A 22,216-nucleotide genomic window follows, 5' to 3' on the forward strand; every position below is an offset into this window, starting at 1 on the left:
TCTTTTTTTATGCAATAGATGAATTCTCACCTCACAGGAATAGCTCCTGCGGGAAACGCTGGATAGGTGAGACCCCGCAGGCGCAGCCGAGGAGGCTCACCGCCAGCCCCGCGGAAAGCGAGCACCTGTAGCGGAAATCAACCGCCACTCGCTACATCCAAAAACAACAATATTTACGAAAATAGCTTTTTTTTGATTATCTATAAAGGAAAATATTACATAATAAAAAATGATATAGAAATCGTTATTTCAATGCGATATTTTTAAAAAGAGAGATTTGCCTGAAAATCCTGATGAATGCTGTATTTACACTGTTTTAATAATGTGGGTATTGGGGAAGCATAACTAGTGAGAATGCAATTATAGACCACGATAGGATGTTCATAGTAGGTAAAGAATATATCTTTGCCGAAATTGTGATTCTATGATATAATCTACAATTGCGTGTAAAGACGAAAAATAATATATATACTAGGAGTGTTACCATGACTACAAAATTCGAAACAGGCTCTGTTGTAACAGGTAAAGTTACAGGCATTCAACCATACGGTGCATTCGTTGCACTTGACGAAGAAACACAAGGATTAGTTCACATCTCTGAAATCACTCACGGATTTGTTAAAGATGTTAGTGAGCACCTTTCAGTAGGCGACGAAGTAAAGGTTAAAGTATTATCAGTGGACGAAGCAGCTGGTAAAATCAGCCTTTCTATCCGTGCTACAGAGGAAGCGCCAGCAGCACCTCAAGCAAAACCTGCAGCAGCGAAAAAGCCTCGCCGTCAAGGTCAAGGAAGTGTGAAACAAGCGAACGAAGAAACAACTCCAGCTGGTTTCAACACACTTAAAGACAAACTTGAAGAGTGGATCGAACAATCAGAACGTGAAGATCTAATCAAAAAATAATAACCTAATCAAAAACTGTCCATTCAATGGGCAGTTTTTTTGTTTTATTACAAGCTCCTTACATTCCAATGAGTTCCTTATATAATAGAGGATTTTACCAATATAGTATCGAATAAGTTTTAAAGGAAGAGTAATGGGGAGGTGGAAAGAATTGAAAGAGAAGATAAGTGAACTAATAGAGGGAAATGAGTGTACGCATGTGCTTTATGCCTATCAGGATAGGGAGAAGTATTTGAAAAATACGATAACCTACATTATTGAAGGAATTGAAGCAGGAGAACATGTCATATTAATTGAGAACGAACGAAACATGAACGTATTTAGTAAAGAGCTAAACAGTCGATTAACGAGTGATCAATTAGAAAAGGTCCACTCTGTCAGCAACTTCGACTTTTATCAATCCAGTGGAAGTTATCATCCCCCAGCTATCTATGAGCAACTGATGAAGACAATCACACCCTTTATCGAAAAAGGGATTGCATTTAGATCATGGACAAATGTGGAATGGGGGGAGTTGGAAGACCCATGCTCAATCGTTGATTGGTTCGAGAACGAAACCGACCGGGTGGTCCATGAGCTCAAACTGACTGTCGTCTGTGCTTACGACTCAGAGAAAATGCCAGAGCGACTGGCAGAATCCTTAAAGAAAAATCACGGCCATCTGATGTCCGACTATGATATTTTATCTTCGGTCGTATACAGTCAGTGAAAGAAAGATGATCCTTAAATAGGGTCATCTTTTTTTATGAAAAAATTTTGTCCATTCATGGAGCATTTTGCAATTAATTAACTAAAAATAAAGAATATTTATACAATAAACTTGTCCGTACCTCCCTGATGTCCTATAATGGAAATGAAAGCGCTTAACTAATAAGAGATACATAAAAACAGGAGGGACTTAGATGCTTTATAATAATCCGAACACGGAAGGGTCATTGGTACACTTCAAAGACAAATATGAAAACTTTATCGGTGGGGAATATGTACCGCCGGCAAGCGGGGAGTATTTTGAAAATGTATCACCTGTAACGGGGAAGGTGTTCACAAAAATCGCCCGTTCAAACAAAGAAGATGTTGAAAAGGCATTGGATGCAGCGCATGCTGCCAAGGACGCATGGGGAAAAACTTCTGTAGCTGAAAGGTCAAATATTTTAAATAAAATTGCCGACCGTATAGAAGAAAATCTGGAAATGCTTGCTGTAGCTGAAACATGGGATAATGGAAAGCCTGTCCGTGAAACCATGGCGGCAGATTTACCGTTAGCGGTTGACCATTTCCGTTACTTCGCAGGATGCATCAGAGGCCAGGAAGGATCCTTAGGAGAAATTGATAATGATACGGTTTCTTATCACTTCCATGAGCCGATAGGAGTTGTTGCACAGATCATCCCTTGGAACTTCCCGATTCTGATGGGGGTATGGAAGATTGCCCCGGCCCTTGCTGCAGGAAACTGCGTGGTATTGAAGCCGGCAGAGCAGACACCAGCTTCCATCATGGTTCTTGTTGAACTGATAGAAGATCTGCTGCCTAAAGGCGTATTGAACGTGGTACAAGGGTTTGGCGTGGAAGCAGGTAAACCTCTTGCTCAAAGTAAGCGTGTCGGTAAAGTAGCCTTCACGGGTGAAACGACAACAGGGCGTCTGATCATGCAATATGCTTCTCAGAACATCATCCCTGTCACATTGGAGCTTGGTGGTAAATCACCTAATATCTTCTTTGAAGACGTCATGGATCATGATGATGACTTCCTTGATAAGGCAGTGGAAGGTTTCGTCATGTTTGCGCTGAATCAAGGAGAAGTGTGTACATGTCCTTCAAGAGCACTGATTCAGGAATCGATCTACGATAAGTTCATGGAGCGCGCAATCGAACGTGTGAAGCAAATTAAACAGGGGAATCCGTTGGATACAGATACAATGCTCGGTGCCCAGGCTTCTCAAGAACAATTGGATAAGATTCTCTCTTATATCGAAATCGGAAAAGAAGAAGGTGCAGAATTACTTATCGGCGGTGAGCAAAATACCCTGGATGGGGATCATGAAACAGGTTTCTATGTGAAGCCGACGGTATTCAAAGGAAACAACAAAATGCGGATTTTCCAGGAAGAAATCTTTGGTCCGGTTGTTTCTGTTACAACATTCAAAACGAAAGAGGAAGCACTTGAAATCGCCAATGATACTCTTTATGGACTCGGAGCAGGAGTATGGACACGGGATATGAACACGGCTTACCGTTTCGGTAGAGAGGTTCAGGCAGGACGTGTATGGACCAACTGCTATCACCAATACCCGGCACATGCTGCATTCGGTGGCTACAAAATGTCCGGAATCGGTCGTGAAAATCATAAAATGATGCTATCACACTATCAACAAACGAAGAATTTACTAGTCAGCTATAGTCCTAAAGCGTTAGGATTCTTCTAAAATGGAACAGAGACTAGAGGCGACGGAGCAGGCGCTCCAGCTGATTGAAACGTTAAAGGGTAAGCACGGCGCCCTTTTGTTTCACCAGTCTGGAGGATGTTGTGATGGCAGTTCTCCCATGTGCTTAAGTCAAGATGACCTGATCATCGGAGACAGTGATGTATTGGTAGGTACTGTAGCCGACTGTCCTTTCTATATGAATGAGCAGCAATATGAGTATTGGAAGCACTTCAGGATTATATTGGATGTAAGGGAAGGTAGAGGAGGAGTATTTTCCCTGGAATCCACGGAAGGCGTACGCTTTATAACGGATTCTAAATTAATTAAAGCATGACACAAGATTTCTGAAATTCAATTAAGAGGCAGCCTATTGTATAGGTTGTCTCTATTTTTATGCCTGGATACGTTATTTTAAGTAATTATTAATTTAAAATTATTATAATTTGTAATTGACTTTTGTGATCAGATAGATAAAATATAACTATGATTATTTAATAATAATTATAAACTGAAGGAGTGGAAGAAATGGATAGAAGAAAGCTAACAACGAACCAGGGAGCCCTGATCGGAGATAATCAGAATTCTATTACAGCAGGAGAAAGAGGTCCTACGCTGCTGGAAGATTATCAGCTAATTGAGAAACTGGCGCACTTTGATAGAGAAAGGGTTCCTGAGAGAGTAGTTCATGCAAGGGGAGCAGGAGCACATGGAATCTTCATTACTAAAAACAGTATGAAAAAATATACAAAAGCAGCTATTTTTCAGGATGCCGGTAAAGAAACCCCTGTATTCGCCCGTTTCTCTACGGTGGTCCATGGTCAACATTCCCCGGAAACCCTTCGCGATCCCCGTGGGTTTGCGGTCAAATTTTATACAGAAGAGGGAAACTGGGATTTCGTAGGGAATAACCTTCCTGTTTTCTTCATTCGGGATGCCATGAAATTTCCTGACATGGTCCATTCTTTAAAGCCAAATCCTCAAACGAATATTCAGGAACCTGAAAGATACTGGGATTTCATGTCCTTGACACCGGAATCAACAAATATGCTGCTTCATCTCTATACAGATGAGGGGATACCGGCTAATTACAGACAAATGCGCGGTTCGAGTGTACATGCTTATAAGTGGGTAAACGAAGCAGGGAATACCGTATATGTAAAATTAGGGTGGAAACCTAAGCAAGGCATCGAAAATCTATCATCTGAAAAAGCAGAAGAAATTCAAGGGAAGGACTTTAATCATGCGAGTCGCGATTTATATGAGTCAATTGAGAAAGGGAATTTCCCTGAATGGGATCTATATGTTCAAGTACTGGATCCGATGGAGATGGATGAATTCGATTTCGATCCTCTGGATGCAACCAAGGATTGGCCAGAAGACGACATCCCCTCACAATTTGTAGGAACTATGATATTAAATAAAAATCCTGAAAACATCTTTGCTGAAACAGAGTCAGTCGGCTTTAATCCCGGGGTGTTAGTGAACGGGATGCTTCCATCTGAAGATAAATTACTTCAAGGAAGGCTATTTTCATATTCTGATACACAACGTTACCGGATCGGCGCAAATTACATGCAGCTTCCGATCAATTGCCCCTTCGCCCAAGTGGCCAATAACCAAAGGGATGGTCATATGCCTTTCAAACAGCAAACCGGATCAGTGAACTATGAGCCGAACAGCTTTGCCGATACGCCGAAAGAGGTTGAGGGTTATACAGAAGTTCACCAGCCGATGACGGGTGAACGAGGAAGGCAGAAGATACGGAAAACAGATGACTTCGGCCAGGCGGGAATCATTTATAGAAGTTACCCGGCTGAAGTGAAAGAGCAGGTTTTGAAAAATATTTCTGCGGAGCTATCCATCATTGACGAAAGAATAGCCCTCCGCGCCGTATGTAATTTTTTCCGTGCGGATGTTGAGCTCGGTAAGAAGCTGGCTAAGCGAATCGGTGTGGATTTAACTCCATATTTACAACATATGTCATAAAACGGAAGAGTACCAGACTCGCTCATGATGGGGTCTGGTACATTGTTTTGGTTAAAGAAGATAGGGGGGGATGGTGGGTGTGATCAGATATCGACCATTCTACCTAAATCGACAAAATCCCCCAGGCAACTCCGTCCTAAACACACCTCTCCGCGAAAAAAACCACTTCCCGAAAAAGAAAGTGGCATCAAACCAATTAAAATGAATTCCGCTCAATCCCGTACTTCCGTATCCTATACTGCAGATTCTGCCTGCTCATCCCCAATGATTTGGCGGTTTTGGTGATATTAAATTCATGGTACTTCAATGCTTTCTGTATATAATAGGTTTCCGCTTCCTCCATGAATATCTCCAATGGCTTGATTTCGGTCCCCGATTGGTAGAGGAACTCGGATTCATCCTGACTTTCTTCACCGCCGGCTGTATGATGAATCCTCTGCCTGAATCCAAATGGAAGGTGGCTGAAGCCGATTTTCTCTTCGAACCTCACCAAATTAAATGCACCTTCTATAACATGTTCAAGTTCCCGGACGTTTCCCGGCCAGTCATATTGTTGGAAGATGCCATGGACCTCATCGGATATCCCTTTGATGTTCATCGCAAAATGATGGTTGAACTGATCGATGAAATAGTCCACAAGCTCCGGCAGATCGCCTTTTCTCGAACGGAGAGAAGGGATGAAAACAGACACGATGCTAAGACGATAGTAAAGATCCTTCAAAAGACGGCCCTCTGCAATGGCGTCGATGGGATCTTCGTTCACGGTCGCCATCACCCGGACGTCAAATGGAAGGTCACTCCCTTCGGAGAAGAAGTTTAAGAGCTTCTCTTGAAGGGAAGGGGATAATGAGTTGATTTCGTCGAGCAACAGCGTTCCTCCCTGAGCCTGGTGGAAGAGGGAGGGGCGGCGGTCTTCTGGATTGCTTTGTTCTTTTAGATCCTGAAATAACGCTTCTTCGAGCATGTCGTCACTTAAGGAAGAACAATTCAGGGTGACGAAAGGACGATTGGCACGGGCGCTGTCGTTGTGAATGCTCTGGGCAAAGAGTTCTTTCCCGGTCCCGATTTCACCGCAAATCAATACTGGGGAAGAGGTCCTCGTCGCCTGCCTGCCGGTTTCTACGGCATCCATTAGTCGGGGGTGATGCCCGATGATGCTGTCAAAAGTGAAAAAGCTGCTTGGCTTTTTATGTACCTGGTCCCTCATCACCTTTTCAAGTTTGGTGATATCCCTTGCAATTTCAATGGCCCCAATCAGTACATCACCGTGAAAAATCGGAAAAGTATCATTCATCGTCGTGATTTCAATCCCGTTCATATTGAAATACGTTTGCTTCACATTGAGGGTGGGCTCATTTGTGTTCAAGACTTTCAACAGGGTGCTTTCTTCCTCTGAGTGAAACTGGAAGACATCCAGCAGATTTTTATCCAGGACGTCTTCGATTTCCATCCCTTCAATTTCCCGCATCTTGCGATTGTAGATGATGGTCCTTCCCGTCGAGTCGATGACATGGACGCCTGATTCAAGATGTTCGGCAACCTTTTCGTACATATACAACCGTTTTTCAAATTCCAGCATACGGTCTCTCTCCTCTTCAATATCGATTGGAATGTCTGGAGCGTTCCATTTCGTGCAAATTTATCGTCAATTCAAAGGTCAATTCAGGTTATTTTTAGAAAAAGAATGGGATAATAGAAAATTTTTAAAAAACTCTTGAAAAACGCAACTATCTTTTGCATTATTATAAGTGTAAGGGTTTTCTAAATGCAAATTTTTTTTGCATATCTGATAATGACCTTTTCACTCCAGATTAAGAGTGGAAACAGGAGGAGCCTATGGATACAGTTGCTCTCTCCTTGTATTTAAATATTCAATCGCTTTTTATCACGTTAGGAGGAATTTTTCATGGCAGTTAGTACTCATTCGATCATCGAACAAACGGAAAAGTATGGTGCAAAGAACTATCATCCCCTACCAATCGTTATCTCAGAAGCAGAAGGTGTATGGGTCAAGGATCCTGAAGGAAATAAATATATGGATATGCTTAGTGCCTATTCGGCGGTAAACCAGGGTCACCGTCATCCAAAGATCATCCAGGCGTTAAAAGATCAGGCAGATCGTGTGACTTTGACTTCACGTGCGTTCCATAATGATCAATTGGCTCCTTGGTATGAAAAGATTTGTCAGCTGACAGGTAAAGACATGGCCCTTCCGATGAACACAGGTGCCGAGGCAGTGGAAACGGCAATCAAGACGGCTCGCCGCTGGGCATATGATGTGAAGGGTGTAGCAGAGAACAGTGCAGAAATCATCGCATGTAACGGGAATTTCCACGGAAGGACGATGACAGCTGTTTCCCTTTCTTCAGAAGAAGAATACAAGCGTGGGTTCGGTCCGATGCTTCCTGGGATCAATCTGATTCCTTACGGTGATCTTGAAGCTTTGAAAGAAGCGATTACTCCAAACACAGCAGCGTTTCTCATTGAACCGATCCAGGGTGAAGCAGGAATCGTTTTCCCACCTAAAGGGTTCATGAAAGCGGCATATGAATTATGTAAGGAAAATAACGTTCTATTCATCGCGGATGAAATCCAGGCAGGTCTTGCCCGATCTGGAAAAATGTTTGCTTGTGAGTGGGAAGATGTCGATCCTGACATGTACATCCTTGGAAAAGCACTGGGTGGGGGAGTATTCCCGATTTCATGTGTTGTGGCAGATGAAGAAGTGCTGGGCGTATTCAATCCAGGTTCACATGGATCTACTTTCGGGGGGAACCCAATGGCATGTGCCGTTTCCGTTGCATCACTGGATGTCTTGATCGATGAAGATCTTGCAGGCCGTTCTCTTCAAATGGGAGAATACTTCATGAGTAAACTTCGTGAGATAGATAATCCTATGATTAAGGAAGTTCGTGGTAGTGGATTGTTTATCGGGGTTGAACTGAATGAACCAGCCCGTAAATACTGTGAACAGCTGAAAGAAGAAGGATTGCTTTGTAAAGAAACACATGACACGGTGATTCGCTTTGCCCCGCCACTTGTCATCTCACAGGAAGACCTTGATTGGGCCATTGAGAGAATCAAGAAAGTATTGTCTTAATACGTCTTCGGGTAAAAAGATTTTTTCCTGAAACAGGTCAAAAAAAGCAGGAAAATAAAAATTATTTCTTTCCCAAGTCAATGGTTTAAGATACGGTAATATGTTACAATTACAACGTTTCAGATCACATAATAAAGAGGCGAATGTTTACAATGGGAGAAAACCTTAATCTGTTTACTTCTACACAGCATGTCATCAATGATGCTTTATCAAAGCTTGGATATACGGAAGAAATGTATGAACTTCTGAAAGAGCCGGTTCGTATGTTGACCGTACGTATCCCGGTTCGAATGGACGATGGCAGTATCAAAGTATTTACAGGCTACCGTGCTCAACATAATGATGCAGTAGGTCCTACCAAAGGTGGCGTACGATTCCATCCTGAAGTCGATGAAGAGGAAGTAAAGGCTTTATCTATGTGGATGAGCTTGAAGTGCGGCATTGTGGATCTGCCATATGGTGGAGGGAAGGGCGGGATCATCTGTGATCCGAGAACGATGTCCTTCACTGAACTGGAGAAGCTGAGTCGCGGATACGTCCGTGCCATCAGTCAGATTGTCGGACCTACAAAGGATATCCCGGCTCCTGATGTGTACACAAACTCTCAGATCATGGCATGGATGATGGATGAATACAGCCGACTCCGTGAGAATGATTCACCAGGATTCATTACAGGTAAACCGATTGTTCTGGGTGGTTCTCAAGGTCGTGAGAAAGCAACAGCTCAAGGTGTGACCATCTGTATCGAACAGGCAGCAAAGAAACGCGGCATCGAGATTAAAGGTGCACGTGTCGTCATCCAAGGCTTTGGAAACGCCGGCAGTTTCTTAGCGAAGTTCATGCACGATGCAGGTGCCAAGGTAATCGCTATTTCCGATGCCCATGGTGCCCTCCATGATCCGGCCGGTCTGGATATTGATTATCTATTGGACCGCCGAGATAGCTTTGGTACGGTCACGACCTTATTTGAAAACACGATTTCAAATAAAGAATTATTGGAGCTCGAGTGTGACATCCTTGTACCTGCTGCGATTTCCAACCAGATCACGGAAGAGAATGTCTATGATATTAAAGCATCCATTGTAGTAGAAGCTGCAAACGGTCCGACTACCTTTGAAGCAACACGAATCCTGTCCGAGAGAGGAATCCTCCTTGTTCCCGACGTACTTGCAAGTGCCGGTGGAGTAACGGTTTCTTACTTCGAATGGGTTCAGAATAATCAGGGGTATTACTGGACGGAAGAAGAAGTAAACGAGAAGCTTTATGCTAAACTTGTCGAAGCTTTCAACAATGTATACGAAACATCTCAGAATCGTCGAGTGAATATGCGACTAGCCGCATACATGGTCGGCGCACGCAAAATGGCTGAAGCCTCAAGATTTAGAGGTTGGGTGTAACGATCGCATGAATCAGAGAACGTATCCTCATAATGGGTACGTTCTTTTTGCGTCTTTAAAGGAATTTAGCCAAAAATGTAGAAATGATTAAAAAGCGTTGATTTAGGGTAAGATCATTGAAATTGACATAGGGGTAGTTTCGTCGTACGATATTTATGTTCTTATGTTTAAACTGTTAAACATTTTAGATTCGGAGGGAACCAAATGTCTACTGAATTATTCATAGAGGAAGCTTCATCGGAAGCGATCGAATCCAGCCTTCAAAAACATAAGCAATTTTTCAAATCTGGGGTGACAAGACCCATTGAATACAGAAAAGAACTGTTGGAGAAATTCTCCACCGTCATCAAAAATCATGAAACAGAGATAATCGATGCACTGAAAAAAGATTTAAATAAGTCAGAGATGGAAACGTATGCGACAGAGATTGGGATCCTACTGGAGGAAATTCGATTCGTTCTCAAGCATATTGACGAGTGGGCTGAACCGAAAAAAGTGAAAACAGCGAAGACCCATATCGGTTCAAAAGCGTACACGGTACCGGAGCCCTACGGAGTCACTTTGATCATCGCGCCATGGAACTATCCGATTCAGCTGGCGCTTGCACCGGTCATCGGAGCGATCACAGCAGGGAATACCGCTATCATAAAGCCGTCAGAACTAACTCCTACCACTTCTGCATTATTGGCTCAAATGATCAACACACACTTTGACCCGAGACAGCTCTTCGTCATTGAGGGGGGAGTGGAGACGACACAGACCCTTCTGAAGCAATCGTTTGATTATATCTTTTTCACCGGGAGTGTGCCTGTTGGGAAAGTAGTCATGGAAGCTGCAGCCAAGCAGTTAATCCCTGTTACCCTTGAACTCGGAGGGAAAAGCCCTTGCATCGTGGACGAAACGGCAGATATCCCCCTTGCGGCCAAGAGGATTGCTTTCGGTAAGGTGACGAACGCAGGTCAGACCTGCATTGCGCCGGACTATCTATTCATCCATAGCAGCAAGAAGGATGAATTCATCACCGAATTTAAGAAAACGGTGATTGACTTCTATGGAACAGAACCTTTGAAAAGTGATAAATTCGGTCGAATTGTCAACGAGCGGCACTTCGATCGGTTGACCAGTTATTTGGAAGATGGGGAAATCCTTCTGGGAGGAAATGTGGATTCTGCAAGTTTAAAAATAGAGCCAACGTTGATGAAGCCAAGAGATTTTTCAGTTCCGGTGATGCAGGATGAAATATTCGGCCCTGTTTTTCCAATGATAGAATTTGAGGAAATTGAGGAAGTCATTGACTTTGTGACAGAACGGCCGAAACCGCTGGCATTATATTTGTTTACAAGCAATCCCATTACAGAAGAAAAGATCAACAGATCGATTTCCTACGGAGGAGGGTGTGTAAATGATACCCTCATGCACATCGTAACGCCTTATCTTCCTTTTGGTGGGGTTGGGGAAAGTGGTATCGGGAATTATCACGGTGAATCAAGTTTCTCAACCTTCTCCCACTACAAGAGCATCTTGAAACAGACGACGAAATTCGATATGAGTTTCCGATATCCTAGCGGGCGATTCGGTATGCAGATCATTAAAAAGTTGTTGAAATAAAGAAAGGTGACCCGGATGGGGTCACCTTTTGTGTGCATTTATCTCGTTGGTTCTGTATGTGGTTCTCTTTCAAGCTCTTCCGTCGGTTTGAATAACAGACCAAGGTTTATGAGACCTGCAATTCCGACTAAACCGTAAACAATACGGGATAAAGCTGCATCTTGACCACCAAAGATGGCTGCAACAAGATCAAATTGAAAGAAACCGATAAGTCCCCAGTTGACAGCACCGATGATCGTAAGAACCAATGCAATACGTTGAATTCCACTCATGTTGTTTTCCTCCTACTATTCAATGGCTCATTTATACGTTTCCCTTCGTGAACATTCCTATTCAATGTGCCCATAATAAAATTTCCTTGTGCAGTTTCTTTGCAATTTGGGGATGATATATTCGATAATAGAAAATGTGTTCAAAACATTTTGGGTAACGAAAGATGTCGGCCCTTATTAAATACAGGGAGGTAACAAACAATGAATGAATTTACTTTTTATAATCCGACTAAATTAATTTTTGGTAAAGGACAAGTAGAACAATTAAAAGAATTGGTACCTCAATATGGTAAAAAGGTGCTTGTTGTTTACGGCGGAGGCAGCATCAAACGTAATGGTCTTTATGATCAGGTCATGTCGCTCCTTAAAGGCATCGATAGTGAAGTTTTCGAATTATCAGGCGTTGAACCGAACCCGCGTCTTTCCACTGTTAGACGTGGAGTGGAAATCGCTAAAGAAAATAATATCGATTTCATCCTTGCGGTTGGTGGCGGAAGCGTCATCGATTGTACGAAAGCCATCGCAGCCGGTGCAAAATATGACGGAGATGCCTGGGATCTTGTGACGAAGAAGGCTTTTGCAAAAGAAGCTCTTCCATTCGGAACGGTTCTTACCCTTGCTGCCACTGGTTCTGAAATGAATGCCGGATCGGTCATCACGAACTGGGAAACGAATGAGAAATACGGTTGGGGAAGCCCGGTCACATTCCCGCAATTCTCGATTCTTGATCCTGAAAATACCTTCACAGTACCGAAGGATCATACAATCTATGGAATGGTTGATATGATGAGTCACGTGTTTGAGCAGTACTTCAATAATGCCACAAACACACCGCTTCAGGACCGTATGTGTGAATCGGTACTGAATACCGTTATCGAAACGGCTCCTAAGTTGATCAATGATCTTGAAAACTATGAGCTTCGCGAGACCATTTTATACTCTGGTACAATCGCACTTAACGGAATGCTGCAAATGGGATACAACGGTGACTGGGCAAGTCATAATATCGAGCATGCCGTGTCTGCTGTATATGACATCCCTCATGCAGGTGGACTTGCAATCATCTTCCCGAACTGGATGAAGCATAATCTGAAAGTGAATCCTTCTCGATTTGCTCAGCTGGCAGAACGCGTATTCAACGTCGATCCCGCTGGTAAATCGGAAGAAGAAGTGGCCCTTGAAGGAATTGATAAGCTTCGTGAATTCTGGTCAAGCCTTGGAGCTCCAACACGCCTTGCGGACTATGATATCGATGATAGCCAGATCGACCTTATGGCCGACAAAGCAATGGTGAACGGAGAATTCGGTAACTTCAACAAACTGAACAAAGAAGACGTACTTGCCATTTTGAGAGCATCACTGTAAATAAATGGGGAGGGACGGACCTCGTGAAGAGAGGTCCGTCCCTCTTTTTTAGCGGGTGTTTTGGTAAATTTAGTTAATTGGCTGGATTTGGAGTGTTTTCGGCTGGATTGTTGTAGAATTCGGCTGGTTTTCGGCTCGTTTCGGCTGGATAAGTGCACAAATCGGCTGGATTCAAAACCATTTCGGCTGAATTCCAATGTATCCCCCTTCCGAAGCTTCAACGGTTTCCACAAGATTCCACCACTTCCACTCCGGATTCCCCATTTTCCCTTCATAAGTTCATATAAAAGGCGGTTTTCTTCCCAGTAATTAGGGGAACATAAACAGGTGAGGCAAGGCATCGATAAAAAGTTTACAATGCACGCGCTTACATAAAGGGAGCTTTCTTGATTCTCTCGTCAGCTTTCGATAAAGTGAGATAGAAGAAAATAATTATTTAATCGGAGGATGGTTATGACACACATTCGTTTTGATTATTCAAAAGCGTTATCGTTTTTTGGAGAACACGAACTTACATACTTAAGTGATGCTGTGAAGGTTGCTCATCATTCACTACATGAACAAACAGGTGCCGGGAGCGACTTCCTTGGTTGGATCGACCTTCCTGTAGACTATGACAAAGAGGAATTTTCCCGCATTCAAAAATCTGCTGAGAAAATTAAAAATGATTCTGACATTCTGCTTGTCATCGGTATCGGCGGATCTTACCTCGGTGCGCGTGCAGCGATCGAGATGTTGAACCACAGCTTCTATAACGCCCTGCCGAAGGATAAGCGTTCAACACCGCAAGTGTTATTCGTTGGACAAAACATCAGTTCTACCTACATGAGAGACTTAATGGATCTTCTGGATGGGAAAGACTTCTCCATTAATGTCATCTCAAAATCAGGTACAACGACAGAGCCTGCACTCGCTTTTCGTATCTTCCGCAATATGCTTGAAGAAAAGTACGGAGTGGAAGAAGCACGAAAACGCATTTATGCCACTACGGATAAGTCAAAGGGTGCCCTAAAGACATTGGCAACGGATGAAGGCTATGAAACATTTGTCGTTCCTGATGATATCGGAGGCCGTTACTCTGTCCTGACAGCAGTAGGATTGCTTCCGATTGCTGTCAGTGGGGTGGAAATCGAAACGATGATGAACGGTGCCGCACAGGCTCGTGAAGATTTCGGTAAATCGGAACTGACTGAGAATCCTGCGTATCAATACGCTGCGGTTCGTAATGCTCTTTACAACAAAGGAAAAACCATCGAAATGCTCATTAACTACGAGCCAGGACTGCAATATTTCGCGGAATGGTGGAAGCAGCTGTTCGGAGAAAGTGAAGGGAAAGACCAGAAAGGGATTTATCCTTCATCTGCAAACTTCTCTACGGATCTTCATTCTCTTGGACAATATGTTCAGGAAGGACGACGTGATATTTTTGAAACAGTCATCAAAGTTTCAGAGCCCCGTCATGAGCTGAAAATCGAGAAAGCAGACAGTGATTTGGATGGATTAAACTATCTTGCTGGTGAGACAGTGGATTTCGTGAACAATAAAGCGTTCGAAGGGACACTGCTAGCACACACAGATGGAGGGGTTCCGAACCTGATTGTAGAAATCCCTGCCATGGATGCATACACATTTGGTTACCTAGTGTACTTCTTCGAGAAAGCATGCGCTATGAGCGGATATCTTCTTGGAGTGAACCCATTCGATCAGCCGGGAGTGGAAGCGTATAAAGTGAATATGTTTGCACTTCTTGGAAAACCTGGTTTCGAAGAGAAGAAAGCTGAGCTTGAAAAACGCCTTAAATAATAAAGAAAGAGCACCGTGTGGAAACTCGGTGCTCTTTTTACATTTTTCTTTCGCTTTGGGAGAAACTATCCCTAAAAGAAAGGGGATGCATCCATGTGATTGAGCTTTCATCGACGATTGAAGGAAAACATTATCAACTGTATAAACTTGAACAGCTATTAAAGCCGCTTGGATATTCGATCGGCGGGAATTGGGATTATGATCACGGCTATTTTGATTATAAAATTGATGAAGAAGTCGGCTATCAATTTTTAAGAGTGCCGTTTACCTCTGTAGACGGTCAGTTGGATTCAAGAGGCGCTACCGTTGAATTCGGAAAACCGTTCCTTCTTTCCCATAAATATCAGATAGGATTGGATGACTTCGCGTCAACGGGCAGCTTCTCCGGTTCTGTCAATCAATTCTCAGAGCCCCAGGATCCCGATGCGAGCTTTCCTGAAGAGTACGTTGCCGTAGGGAAAGAACTCGTCAAAGAACTTGAGAATACGTTGTTTTCTAATTAGATATCACAAGCAGCTCGTCTGATGATTCAACGAGAGTCGTTAAAGGAGGATTCACGGATGTGTTTTCTCCTTTTTTTATGCCCAGAAGGATGATGTTGTTCTTGAGCAGGTGTCCACTAAGAGAGTGGAAGTTTTCATTGATGTACTCTTCTGCAACAGGAATCAGCTTCAGATTATTTCCTTTAAGGTGATTCAACAGCTTTAAGATCGTTTTGGACATTCCTTGAGATATGATGCTGTTCATCATCACATAGCTTGTCTGCATATTGGTCTGGATGACTTCATCCGCACCTGCCCGCTTCGCATTTGCCACTTGATCCTTTTGAAGGATTTCCACCACTGTATACAATTCGGGATGATTTCCTTTAATGGCAAGGAGCGTCAAGACGGAATTCATATCTGATGTCATCTCATCTTTATTTTGATCGGCTGTGATGATGGCGATCGATGCTTCTTTCAAATTGACTTTCTTCAGGATTGAATCCCTGAAAGGAGTCCCTTTTACAAAATGGATATGATGATTGTTATAGGGGTTCTTTTGAAGGGTTTCATCGACCAGGATAATATCACAGGAAGACTGAAGGGAGGTCAGTTGATTGATCACTTCCCGTGCCCGTTCATTCCACCCGACAATCACGACATGTTCTTTTCCTTTATATGTGGCCTTTCCTTCCAGATAGGCATTCTGAGTCATGACGGTTTCCGCTGCCAGTGTGACGAAATAGGTTGAAAGGAACCCTGCACCAACCAGGATGAGCACAATCCCAAGCAATCGCCCCTCCCATGTTAATGGAACGAAATCTCCGTAACCTACCGTAGATGTCGTAATGATGGCCCACCAGATCCCGTCGAATAAGGAAGGGAAAGTATCAGGTTCTATAAAATGAATGATGGTGCCAAATGACAGCATCAGCGTGATGGCAATCATGAATATACGTATAACTAAAGGCCAGCGCAAGAACCCATGAAACAATTGCTGTACCATTCTACCAGCTCCTTTTTCATCTGCACTGACCATTATTTCCTTTTCAGGTTCGTCTCATAACTATTGAAGCCATTCTTTCTTCAATAAGCTGTACATATTGGCATCATAGGCATGGCCATCTTGAAGGATATATTCCCTTAGAAGCCCTTCCTGCTTGAAACCAAGCTTTTCGACCACTCTTGAAGAAGCTTTGTTGTAAGGGACGATAACCGCTCCGACGCGGTTCATTCCTTTGTCCGAGAAGAGATAGCTGATGAGCGGGGAAAGTGCTTCTCCCATGATTCCTTTGCCCCATTGATCGGGTGTCAAATCGTATCCGATCTCGCAGCGTTTATATGCCTTGGATATGGCGTGGAACCCGCATGTCCCGATCATCTTGTCAGCCTGTTTTTCAACAATGGCAAAGCGCATCGGACCGCCTGATTCCAAATGTTTTTCATAGTTTTCCACCATGCTGACCGCTACATCTTTTGAATCGATCGGACTCATCCCGAAATAGGCAAGGACCTCTTCGGAAGTATAGAGCTCGTATAGGAAATCGATGTCATTCATGGTGATTTGTCTTAGAATTAATCTCTCCGTTTCAAATACTGGGTATTTTTCCAAAATTATCAACTCCTCGTGAAAGAAAGTATATCATGGAATGATTATTGGAGGAGTAGAAAGTTTCATGGATTCCCTTTTCATTAGAAATCAATCTGGTGAGGAAGTATCGTGAAGGATATTACTCCAGAAGAAAAAAAGCCCCTGTCTGGTTGGACAGAGGCTACCTCATGTGAAATTTATACCCGAAGATTGTGCGTCTTTTCTTTCTGCCATTGGGAGTCTTTCACATTTATTAAAAGAGAACGATTCAACTCGGATACGGACGTTTGTCCGGAGAGGGCCAGTGTCAAATCAAGATCGGCCAGGACATTCCGGATCACATCTTTCACCCCTTGCTCTCCGGCGAGGGTCAGACCGTACATATAGGGTCTTCCCAGGAGAATCGCGCTTGCGCCAAGGGCCAGTGCTTTTACCACATCCGCTCCACGTCTGATTCCACTGTCAAATAGGATGGGGATTCGTCCGTCCACAACCTGACTAATCAGGGGCAATGTGTCTAAGGTACCGATAGCCCCGCCTACCTGTCTGCCTCCGTGATTCGAGACGATGACCCCATCGATCCCGTGGTCTATGGCAAGCTGAGCATCTTCAGGGTGAAGGATTCCTTTCAGGAGGATCGGCAGACTAGTGTGTTCCCTGAGAAACCCGAGGTCTTCCCATGTCAGGGCAGCATTGCCAAATATCCTTGCCCAAAGTGCCGCTGCTGCCTTCTTATCCTTCTCTGGGGGATCTTTCAGCATGGAACGGAAGGCTGGATCTTTGACATAATTCCCGACGCCTTCCCCCCATAGGAAAGGAAGATATGTGTTTTCAAGATCTGATTCACGCCATGCCATCATCGGGGCGTCCAACGTTACGACGATGGCAGAGTATCCGGCTGATTCTGCCCTCTTGAGCATGCTCGATGCAATCTCCGGCTCCCTGCTCCAGTACAGCTGGAACCATCTCGTGGCGTCACCCATGACGGCAGCGATTTCTTCCAAAGAAAAGGTAGAGGCGGAGCTTGCAATGAACGGAACATTCATGGAAGCTGCCGCACGGGCAGATGCCAGTTCCCCGTCCCCATGAACAATGGATTGCACACCGATGGGAGCAAGCATAAGAGGGGATGGGAAGGTTTCTCCCAATAGTGTCACACTGAGGTCGCGATTTTCCGTGTTCCTCAGCATGCGGGGGACAATCTGCCAGCTCTCGAGAGCATGTCTGTTGGCACGCATCGTCTCCTCACCACCGGCGCCACCCGCTACATAATAAAAAGGGCCGTCCTCAAGCTTTTCCCTGGCCAGTCGTTCCAGTTCCTCAAACCGAAATGGAATGGAGGGACGGACCTTTCCCTGATAGATTTCATTTTGGACTGTATTTCCATATTGATTCATTGAATTCGTCTCCTTTCTATATGTGCCGCGGGGGTGCAAATAGAAAAAGGAAGCGTATGTCATCGGCGGGCTGTCCTTTTATAAGAAAATCGTATCGTCATTATACAGAATAGTCAATCAATTAAAAAGGGAATAAGTCCGATCCTAAAGACCGGACTCCTCCGTTTATATCCCGACCTGCTCCTCAATTGCATCCAACTTCTTTTCAAGCTCATCAGACACGGTCTTCACTTCTTCCCGTTTCTTGGATTCCAGGTCATTCATGTAATTTCTGATTTTCTCCTGACGTTCGTCGAAAAGGGAAGAGATGGCCTCCCGTTTCTCCGAATCAATCAGTTTCTCTTTTTCCAGGCGATTGAGTGTTTGTGTCAGCCTGTTTTGTTCATTTTGCCGCATGCTTTGATAAGTGGAGAAGATTTCCCTTATCGCATTATAATGGTCAACCGTCGTCCATACATTGTCGCTGAACCGGTTGACGACCCACCATCTCCACGTATTTTTATCGATCGCTTCTTTCCAAACATTTTCAATCTCGGATAGTTGATGTTTCGTTTTGACGGAAGAGTATTCTCCACCGCCGGCTTTGGCGACTTTCTTAAGTTGCTCATCTGCTTCAGTGTCCACATCGAATCCGATGATGTTGATTTTGACATTGGTGTTATCAGCCTTCACCTTTTGAGCTGCCTTCACTGGATCGCCATCACAGGTTTCAATCCCATCGCTCACCACGTAGATGAAGTTCTCCGTATTTTCGTCACTTCGGGAAGAAAGTTGTTCGTTGGCTAATTCGATACTCGCTGCAAGCGGAGTCCAGCCCCTGGGATCGAATTTCGACAGTGATTGTGAGAAAGCGGATCCGTCATAGGGCTGCAGTGGGTAAAATGATTCAACGGCCTGACATGACATCTCTTTGTCTGAATCACTTCCTGTCCCCTTGTGTCCGAACGCAATCAGGGAAACATTCACGGATCCGGGAAGTTCCTTTGCGAGACGATCCAGGCTTACCTTGGCAAGGGACATCTTGCTTTCACCTTCCACGTCGGCTTTCATGCTTCCGCTTGAATCGATCAATAAAGCGACATTCACCTTTTTGTCTTTTTTCTGGGTGATTTCATCCATTTCGATGTCCTGCAGGAGTCGTCCGTCCGGCAATTTCAATTCATCATACACAACCTCATATTCTTCAAGCTCTGAGGCAATGTCTCCATATCCGGTCTGAAGGTTGGATAGGATGGAGTGTGCCCACTCCTGTTCAGTCCATTTCTCTGTTCCTTCTTTGCCGGCCAGTTCCATATAGTCATTGATGGCTTTCCCGGTGGCATCCTTATATGCTTTGGGTTCTTTGGCCCAGCTTTTCTTTTCTATGTATTTCTGATAGAGTTCTCCCGGGCTTGCATTGATCCATTCTTCAGGGGGAGTTCCTGCTACATCGATTTTCTTGGATGTGGTGGTCGCTTTCCCGGGCTCCTGTGCGGATTTATCCTTGGTGGCTGCCTTTTCTGAAGCATCCTGACATCCCGTTAAAAGGATGAAGAGGAGCAATAATAGGAATAATGGTCTCATTTGTTTCATAACGTTCGCCTTCTTTCTCTGACATTATACAGCGTCCTATTTTATCCATAAATTTACTTTTTATCTACTACCCTTTGGACCAGGACGATAAACCCGATTTGCAGGGAGGAGTGGCTGTTGCAAATTGATGCTACATAAAAAGATAAACATAAAAAAAGGCGCCCTTATCGTAAATAAGGACGCCTTTTTTTATGTATTCGGTATGGAGCATAGCGGGATCGAACCGCTGACCTTTTGGCTGCCAGCGAACGTTGAGTTATTAAATACGTTTAAATAAGTCAATTTAGGTCGTTTTAATGTAAAAGAATTTACGGAAAAACCCCATTAAATAATCAAATGTGTGCTTTTGTGAACTTTTATGGTAATGTGCGTGGTCATTTTTAAAATAAAGCTATACCTAAATAGAAATGGTTCTTTTCTTAGGGATTGTTGCTTTAAAAGAACAAAGGAATTTTATGGTACTATATATAAAAAGAGTTTTTTCTGGAGGTAATAACAATTGAAATATGACGTAATTATCATTGGAGGGGGGCAGGCGGGGCTTTCAATGGGGTACTACTTGAAGAAGAGTAGTCTTTCTTACCTCATCTTGGATGAATTGTCTGAGATTGGCGAGGTGTGGAAAAATCGATATGATTCTTTACAGTTGTTTACTCCTTCTTATTTTAGCTCACTTCCAGGTTTTAATCTTGATTCAGATTCATATCCTACCAAGGATGATGTTGCTGATTACTTAAAGCAATATGTAAAGAGATTCTCACTCCCATTACAGATGAACACTAAGGTCAATAGATTATTTTTAATTAATGGTGAATTCGTAATAGAAACCAATCAAGGTTCAATAAAGGCTAATAATGTTGTAGTGGCAACAGGACCTTTTCAAAAACCTTACATCCCTGATTTTTCATCGCTTATGTCTAAAGAGGTCTTACAAATTCATTCGTCAGAATACAAAAATCCAAGCCAATTAAAACCAGGGACAGCTCTAGTTGTAGGTGGAGGAAATTCCGGTGCCCAAATTGCTGATGAGTTATCAAAAGATAGGAAAGTATTTTTATCTGTCGGACATAAAATGGTGTTTTTGCCACAAGATGTTGGCAATAAAAGCATCTTTTGGTATTTGGATAAATTAGGAGTGTATAAAGCCAGTCATAATTCTCTGTTCGGAAAAATGTTAAAAAAGAGGCCAGACCCTATTTTTGGTTATAGGTTGAAAAGGTTAATTAAGAATGGAACTATAACATTAAAACCACGAGCCATTTCTTCTGAAAAAAATCTCATACTATTCGAAGACAAAACTCAAATAAAAGTAGATAATGTAGTCTGGGCAACCGGGTATAAACCAGATTACAACTGGATAGAGCTTAATGAAATATTCAACGATAAAGGATTTCCGACCCATAATAGGGGTGTAACTTCCCAAAAAGGGTTATTCTTTTTAGGGTTACCCTGGCAACATAATAGAAGTTCTGTTTTGATTCAGGGAGTAGGGGAAGATGCTAGTTATATATATACCCAACTAAAAGAATCAAATTCATAATGTTTATTCAGAAAGTCATTCCATAATGGAATGACTTTCTGCTTGTAGACAAAGTCTAAGAATTAGACCAAGTCTACAAGCTTTTTTGTATAATGGAATGGAATCGATTATTTTGTGGGGGATATAAAAGGTTATCAAAACACGTTGAGGATGGAAGAAATCAAATTGAAATGGTTGCGTTGGACCAACTTGTTCCAGAGGATCATCTAGTTAGGAAGGTTGAACAAGCGATTGACTTTAAATTTATTTATGTCCTGGTAAAAGATAAGTATTGTTTAGTGCCAAGCCGTTCCTGCCGCTACTGAAAAAGGCATCTCTTTTATTGCAGATCATTAGCTCTTTCCAATTGGTCGATTGCTGATGAAATTAGTAGGCTCGTCCCAATTAATACACCTCAAGTAATCAGCCACAATTCATGCTTCATAAGGATGACTGCCCGTTCCAGATGGAAGATCCATTTAACCACCCCAATTCTTTTTATAAACAGGGTTTCAGCAGCACTGGCTCTCAAAAGTATCAGTGTAAATCTTGTAAGAAAAAGACATCATTAACCCCTAAAAGAGAAGAATCCATTACATACAATCAAAAGAGACATGACCTTAAACTGACGTGTCAGGTTTGTAAAAAAACACTTATTGCGAGAATTGGGATTCCCCAATTCTTTTTTCATTCAAGCTGATACTTGAATGAGGGGATGGATAAAGGGTATACTATATTCAAGTAAAGGTTTGAATGAAAAAGAGGTGGGAATATGAAAAAAAATACTTACGAGATCTAT

General features: G+C 43.1%; 18 protein-coding genes and 1 pseudogene. 13 read left to right on the top strand and 6 right to left on the bottom strand.

Annotated elements, in window-relative coordinates; all coding sequences use genetic code 11:
• Positions 1–485 precede the first annotated feature (485 nt).
• The 5 genes from yugI (at position 486) to SLH55_RS16825 (ending at position 5,311) form a co-directional block, all read left to right on the top strand.
• Positions 486–902, top strand: a complete 417-nt coding sequence (yugI, locus tag SLH55_RS16805) for a S1 domain-containing post-transcriptional regulator GSP13 (protein ID WP_206856724.1) — start codon at positions 486–488, stop codon at positions 900–902.
• Between the two features lie 151 nt (positions 903–1,053).
• A complete protein-coding gene (locus SLH55_RS16810; protein WP_320324070.1) occupies positions 1,054–1,611 on the top strand; it encodes an MEDS domain-containing protein in 558 nt (185 codons plus the stop codon).
• Positions 1,612–1,804: 193 nt separating this feature from the next.
• Complete coding sequence (gene adh, locus SLH55_RS16815) at positions 1,805–3,325, top strand: aldehyde dehydrogenase (protein WP_219166247.1); 1,521 nt, start codon at positions 1,805–1,807, stop codon at positions 3,323–3,325.
• Between the two features lies 1 nt (position 3,326).
• The gene (locus SLH55_RS16820) at positions 3,327–3,659 is read left to right on the top strand and encodes a DUF779 domain-containing protein (RefSeq protein WP_219166248.1); all 333 of its coding nucleotides are present in this window, start codon (positions 3,327–3,329) and stop codon (positions 3,657–3,659) included.
• A gap of 191 nt (positions 3,660–3,850) precedes the next feature.
• A complete protein-coding gene (locus SLH55_RS16825) occupies positions 3,851–5,311 on the top strand; it encodes a catalase (protein WP_320324071.1) in 1,461 nt (486 codons plus the stop codon).
• Between the two features lie 196 nt (positions 5,312–5,507).
• On the opposite strand, the gene SLH55_RS16830 is transcribed toward SLH55_RS16825, so the two are convergent.
• Positions 5,508–6,890, bottom strand: a complete 1,383-nt coding sequence (locus tag SLH55_RS16830; protein ID WP_320324072.1) for a sigma-54 interaction domain-containing protein — start codon at positions 6,888–6,890, stop codon at positions 5,508–5,510.
• A gap of 327 nt (positions 6,891–7,217) precedes the next feature.
• Here SLH55_RS16830 and SLH55_RS16835 point away from each other — a divergent pair, with 327 nt between their 5' ends.
• The 3 genes from SLH55_RS16835 to SLH55_RS16845 all read left to right on the top strand — a co-directional run bounded on the left by SLH55_RS16835 (position 7,218) and on the right by SLH55_RS16845 (position 11,416).
• A complete protein-coding gene (locus tag SLH55_RS16835; protein WP_219166251.1) occupies positions 7,218–8,411 on the top strand; it encodes an ornithine--oxo-acid transaminase in 1,194 nt (397 codons plus the stop codon).
• Between the two features lie 152 nt (positions 8,412–8,563).
• Positions 8,564–9,808 (top strand): Glu/Leu/Phe/Val family dehydrogenase, encoded by a 1,245-nt coding sequence (locus SLH55_RS16840; RefSeq protein WP_226677161.1) that lies wholly within the window; start codon positions 8,564–8,566, stop codon positions 9,806–9,808.
• A 204-nt stretch (positions 9,809–10,012) separates the two neighbouring features.
• Positions 10,013–11,416 carry an aldehyde dehydrogenase gene (locus SLH55_RS16845; RefSeq protein WP_320324073.1) on the top strand — a complete coding sequence of 468 codons (1,404 nt, stop codon included), beginning with the start codon at positions 10,013–10,015 and terminating at the stop codon, positions 11,414–11,416.
• 38 nt (positions 11,417–11,454) lie between these two features.
• Here SLH55_RS16845 and SLH55_RS16850 read toward each other — a convergent pair whose 3' ends face one another.
• Positions 11,455–11,688, bottom strand: coding sequence for a DUF378 domain-containing protein (locus SLH55_RS16850; RefSeq protein WP_098350129.1), 234 nt, complete (start codon positions 11,686–11,688; stop codon positions 11,455–11,457).
• Positions 11,689–11,889: 201 nt separating this feature from the next.
• Between SLH55_RS16850 and SLH55_RS16855 the strand changes: the two genes are divergently transcribed.
• The 3 genes from SLH55_RS16855 to SLH55_RS16865 all read left to right on the top strand — a co-directional run bounded on the left by SLH55_RS16855 (position 11,890) and on the right by SLH55_RS16865 (position 15,359).
• On the top strand, positions 11,890–13,053 hold the full coding sequence (locus SLH55_RS16855) for an iron-containing alcohol dehydrogenase (RefSeq protein ID WP_219166254.1): 1,164 nt from the start codon (positions 11,890–11,892) through the stop codon (positions 13,051–13,053).
• 453 nt (positions 13,054–13,506) lie between these two features.
• Positions 13,507–14,856, top strand: a complete 1,350-nt coding sequence (locus SLH55_RS16860) for a glucose-6-phosphate isomerase (RefSeq protein WP_098439227.1) — start codon at positions 13,507–13,509, stop codon at positions 14,854–14,856.
• Positions 14,857–14,951: 95 nt separating this feature from the next.
• Complete coding sequence (locus SLH55_RS16865) at positions 14,952–15,359, top strand: YugN-like family protein (RefSeq protein WP_320324074.1); 408 nt, start codon at positions 14,952–14,954, stop codon at positions 15,357–15,359.
• On the opposite strand, the gene SLH55_RS16870 is transcribed toward SLH55_RS16865, so the two are convergent.
• From SLH55_RS16870 to SLH55_RS16885, 4 genes are all read right to left on the bottom strand, one after another.
• Positions 15,352–16,344 (bottom strand): potassium channel family protein, encoded by a 993-nt coding sequence (locus SLH55_RS16870; RefSeq protein ID WP_320324075.1) that lies wholly within the window; start codon positions 16,342–16,344, stop codon positions 15,352–15,354. The genes SLH55_RS16865 and SLH55_RS16870 overlap by 8 nt on opposite strands.
• Before the next feature lie 60 nt (positions 16,345–16,404).
• A complete protein-coding gene (locus tag SLH55_RS16875) occupies positions 16,405–16,950 on the bottom strand; it encodes a GNAT family protein (RefSeq protein ID WP_320324076.1) in 546 nt (181 codons plus the stop codon).
• A gap of 176 nt (positions 16,951–17,126) precedes the next feature.
• Positions 17,127–18,326 carry an alpha-hydroxy-acid oxidizing protein gene (locus SLH55_RS16880; protein WP_320324077.1) on the bottom strand — a complete coding sequence of 400 codons (1,200 nt, stop codon included), beginning with the start codon at positions 18,324–18,326 and terminating at the stop codon, positions 17,127–17,129.
• A 165-nt stretch (positions 18,327–18,491) separates the two neighbouring features.
• The gene (locus tag SLH55_RS16885; RefSeq protein ID WP_320324078.1) at positions 18,492–19,898 is read right to left on the bottom strand and encodes a vWA domain-containing protein; all 1,407 of its coding nucleotides are present in this window, start codon (positions 19,896–19,898) and stop codon (positions 18,492–18,494) included.
• A 499-nt stretch (positions 19,899–20,397) separates the two neighbouring features.
• Here SLH55_RS16885 and SLH55_RS16890 point away from each other — a divergent pair, with 499 nt between their 5' ends.
• Together SLH55_RS16890 and SLH55_RS23270 are read left to right on the top strand one after the other, a co-directional pair.
• The gene (locus SLH55_RS16890) at positions 20,398–21,438 is read left to right on the top strand and encodes a flavin-containing monooxygenase (protein WP_198257890.1); all 1,041 of its coding nucleotides are present in this window, start codon (positions 20,398–20,400) and stop codon (positions 21,436–21,438) included.
• 92 nt (positions 21,439–21,530) lie between these two features.
• Positions 21,531–21,710: pseudogene (locus SLH55_RS23270) on the top strand (hypothetical protein); the annotation flags it as partial.
• Between the last annotated feature and the right edge of the window lie 506 nt (positions 21,711–22,216).

It is taken from the genome of Rossellomorea sp. YZS02 (genome assembly GCF_033963925.1).
Lineage (GTDB): Bacteria > Bacillota > Bacilli > Bacillales > Bacillaceae_B > Rossellomorea.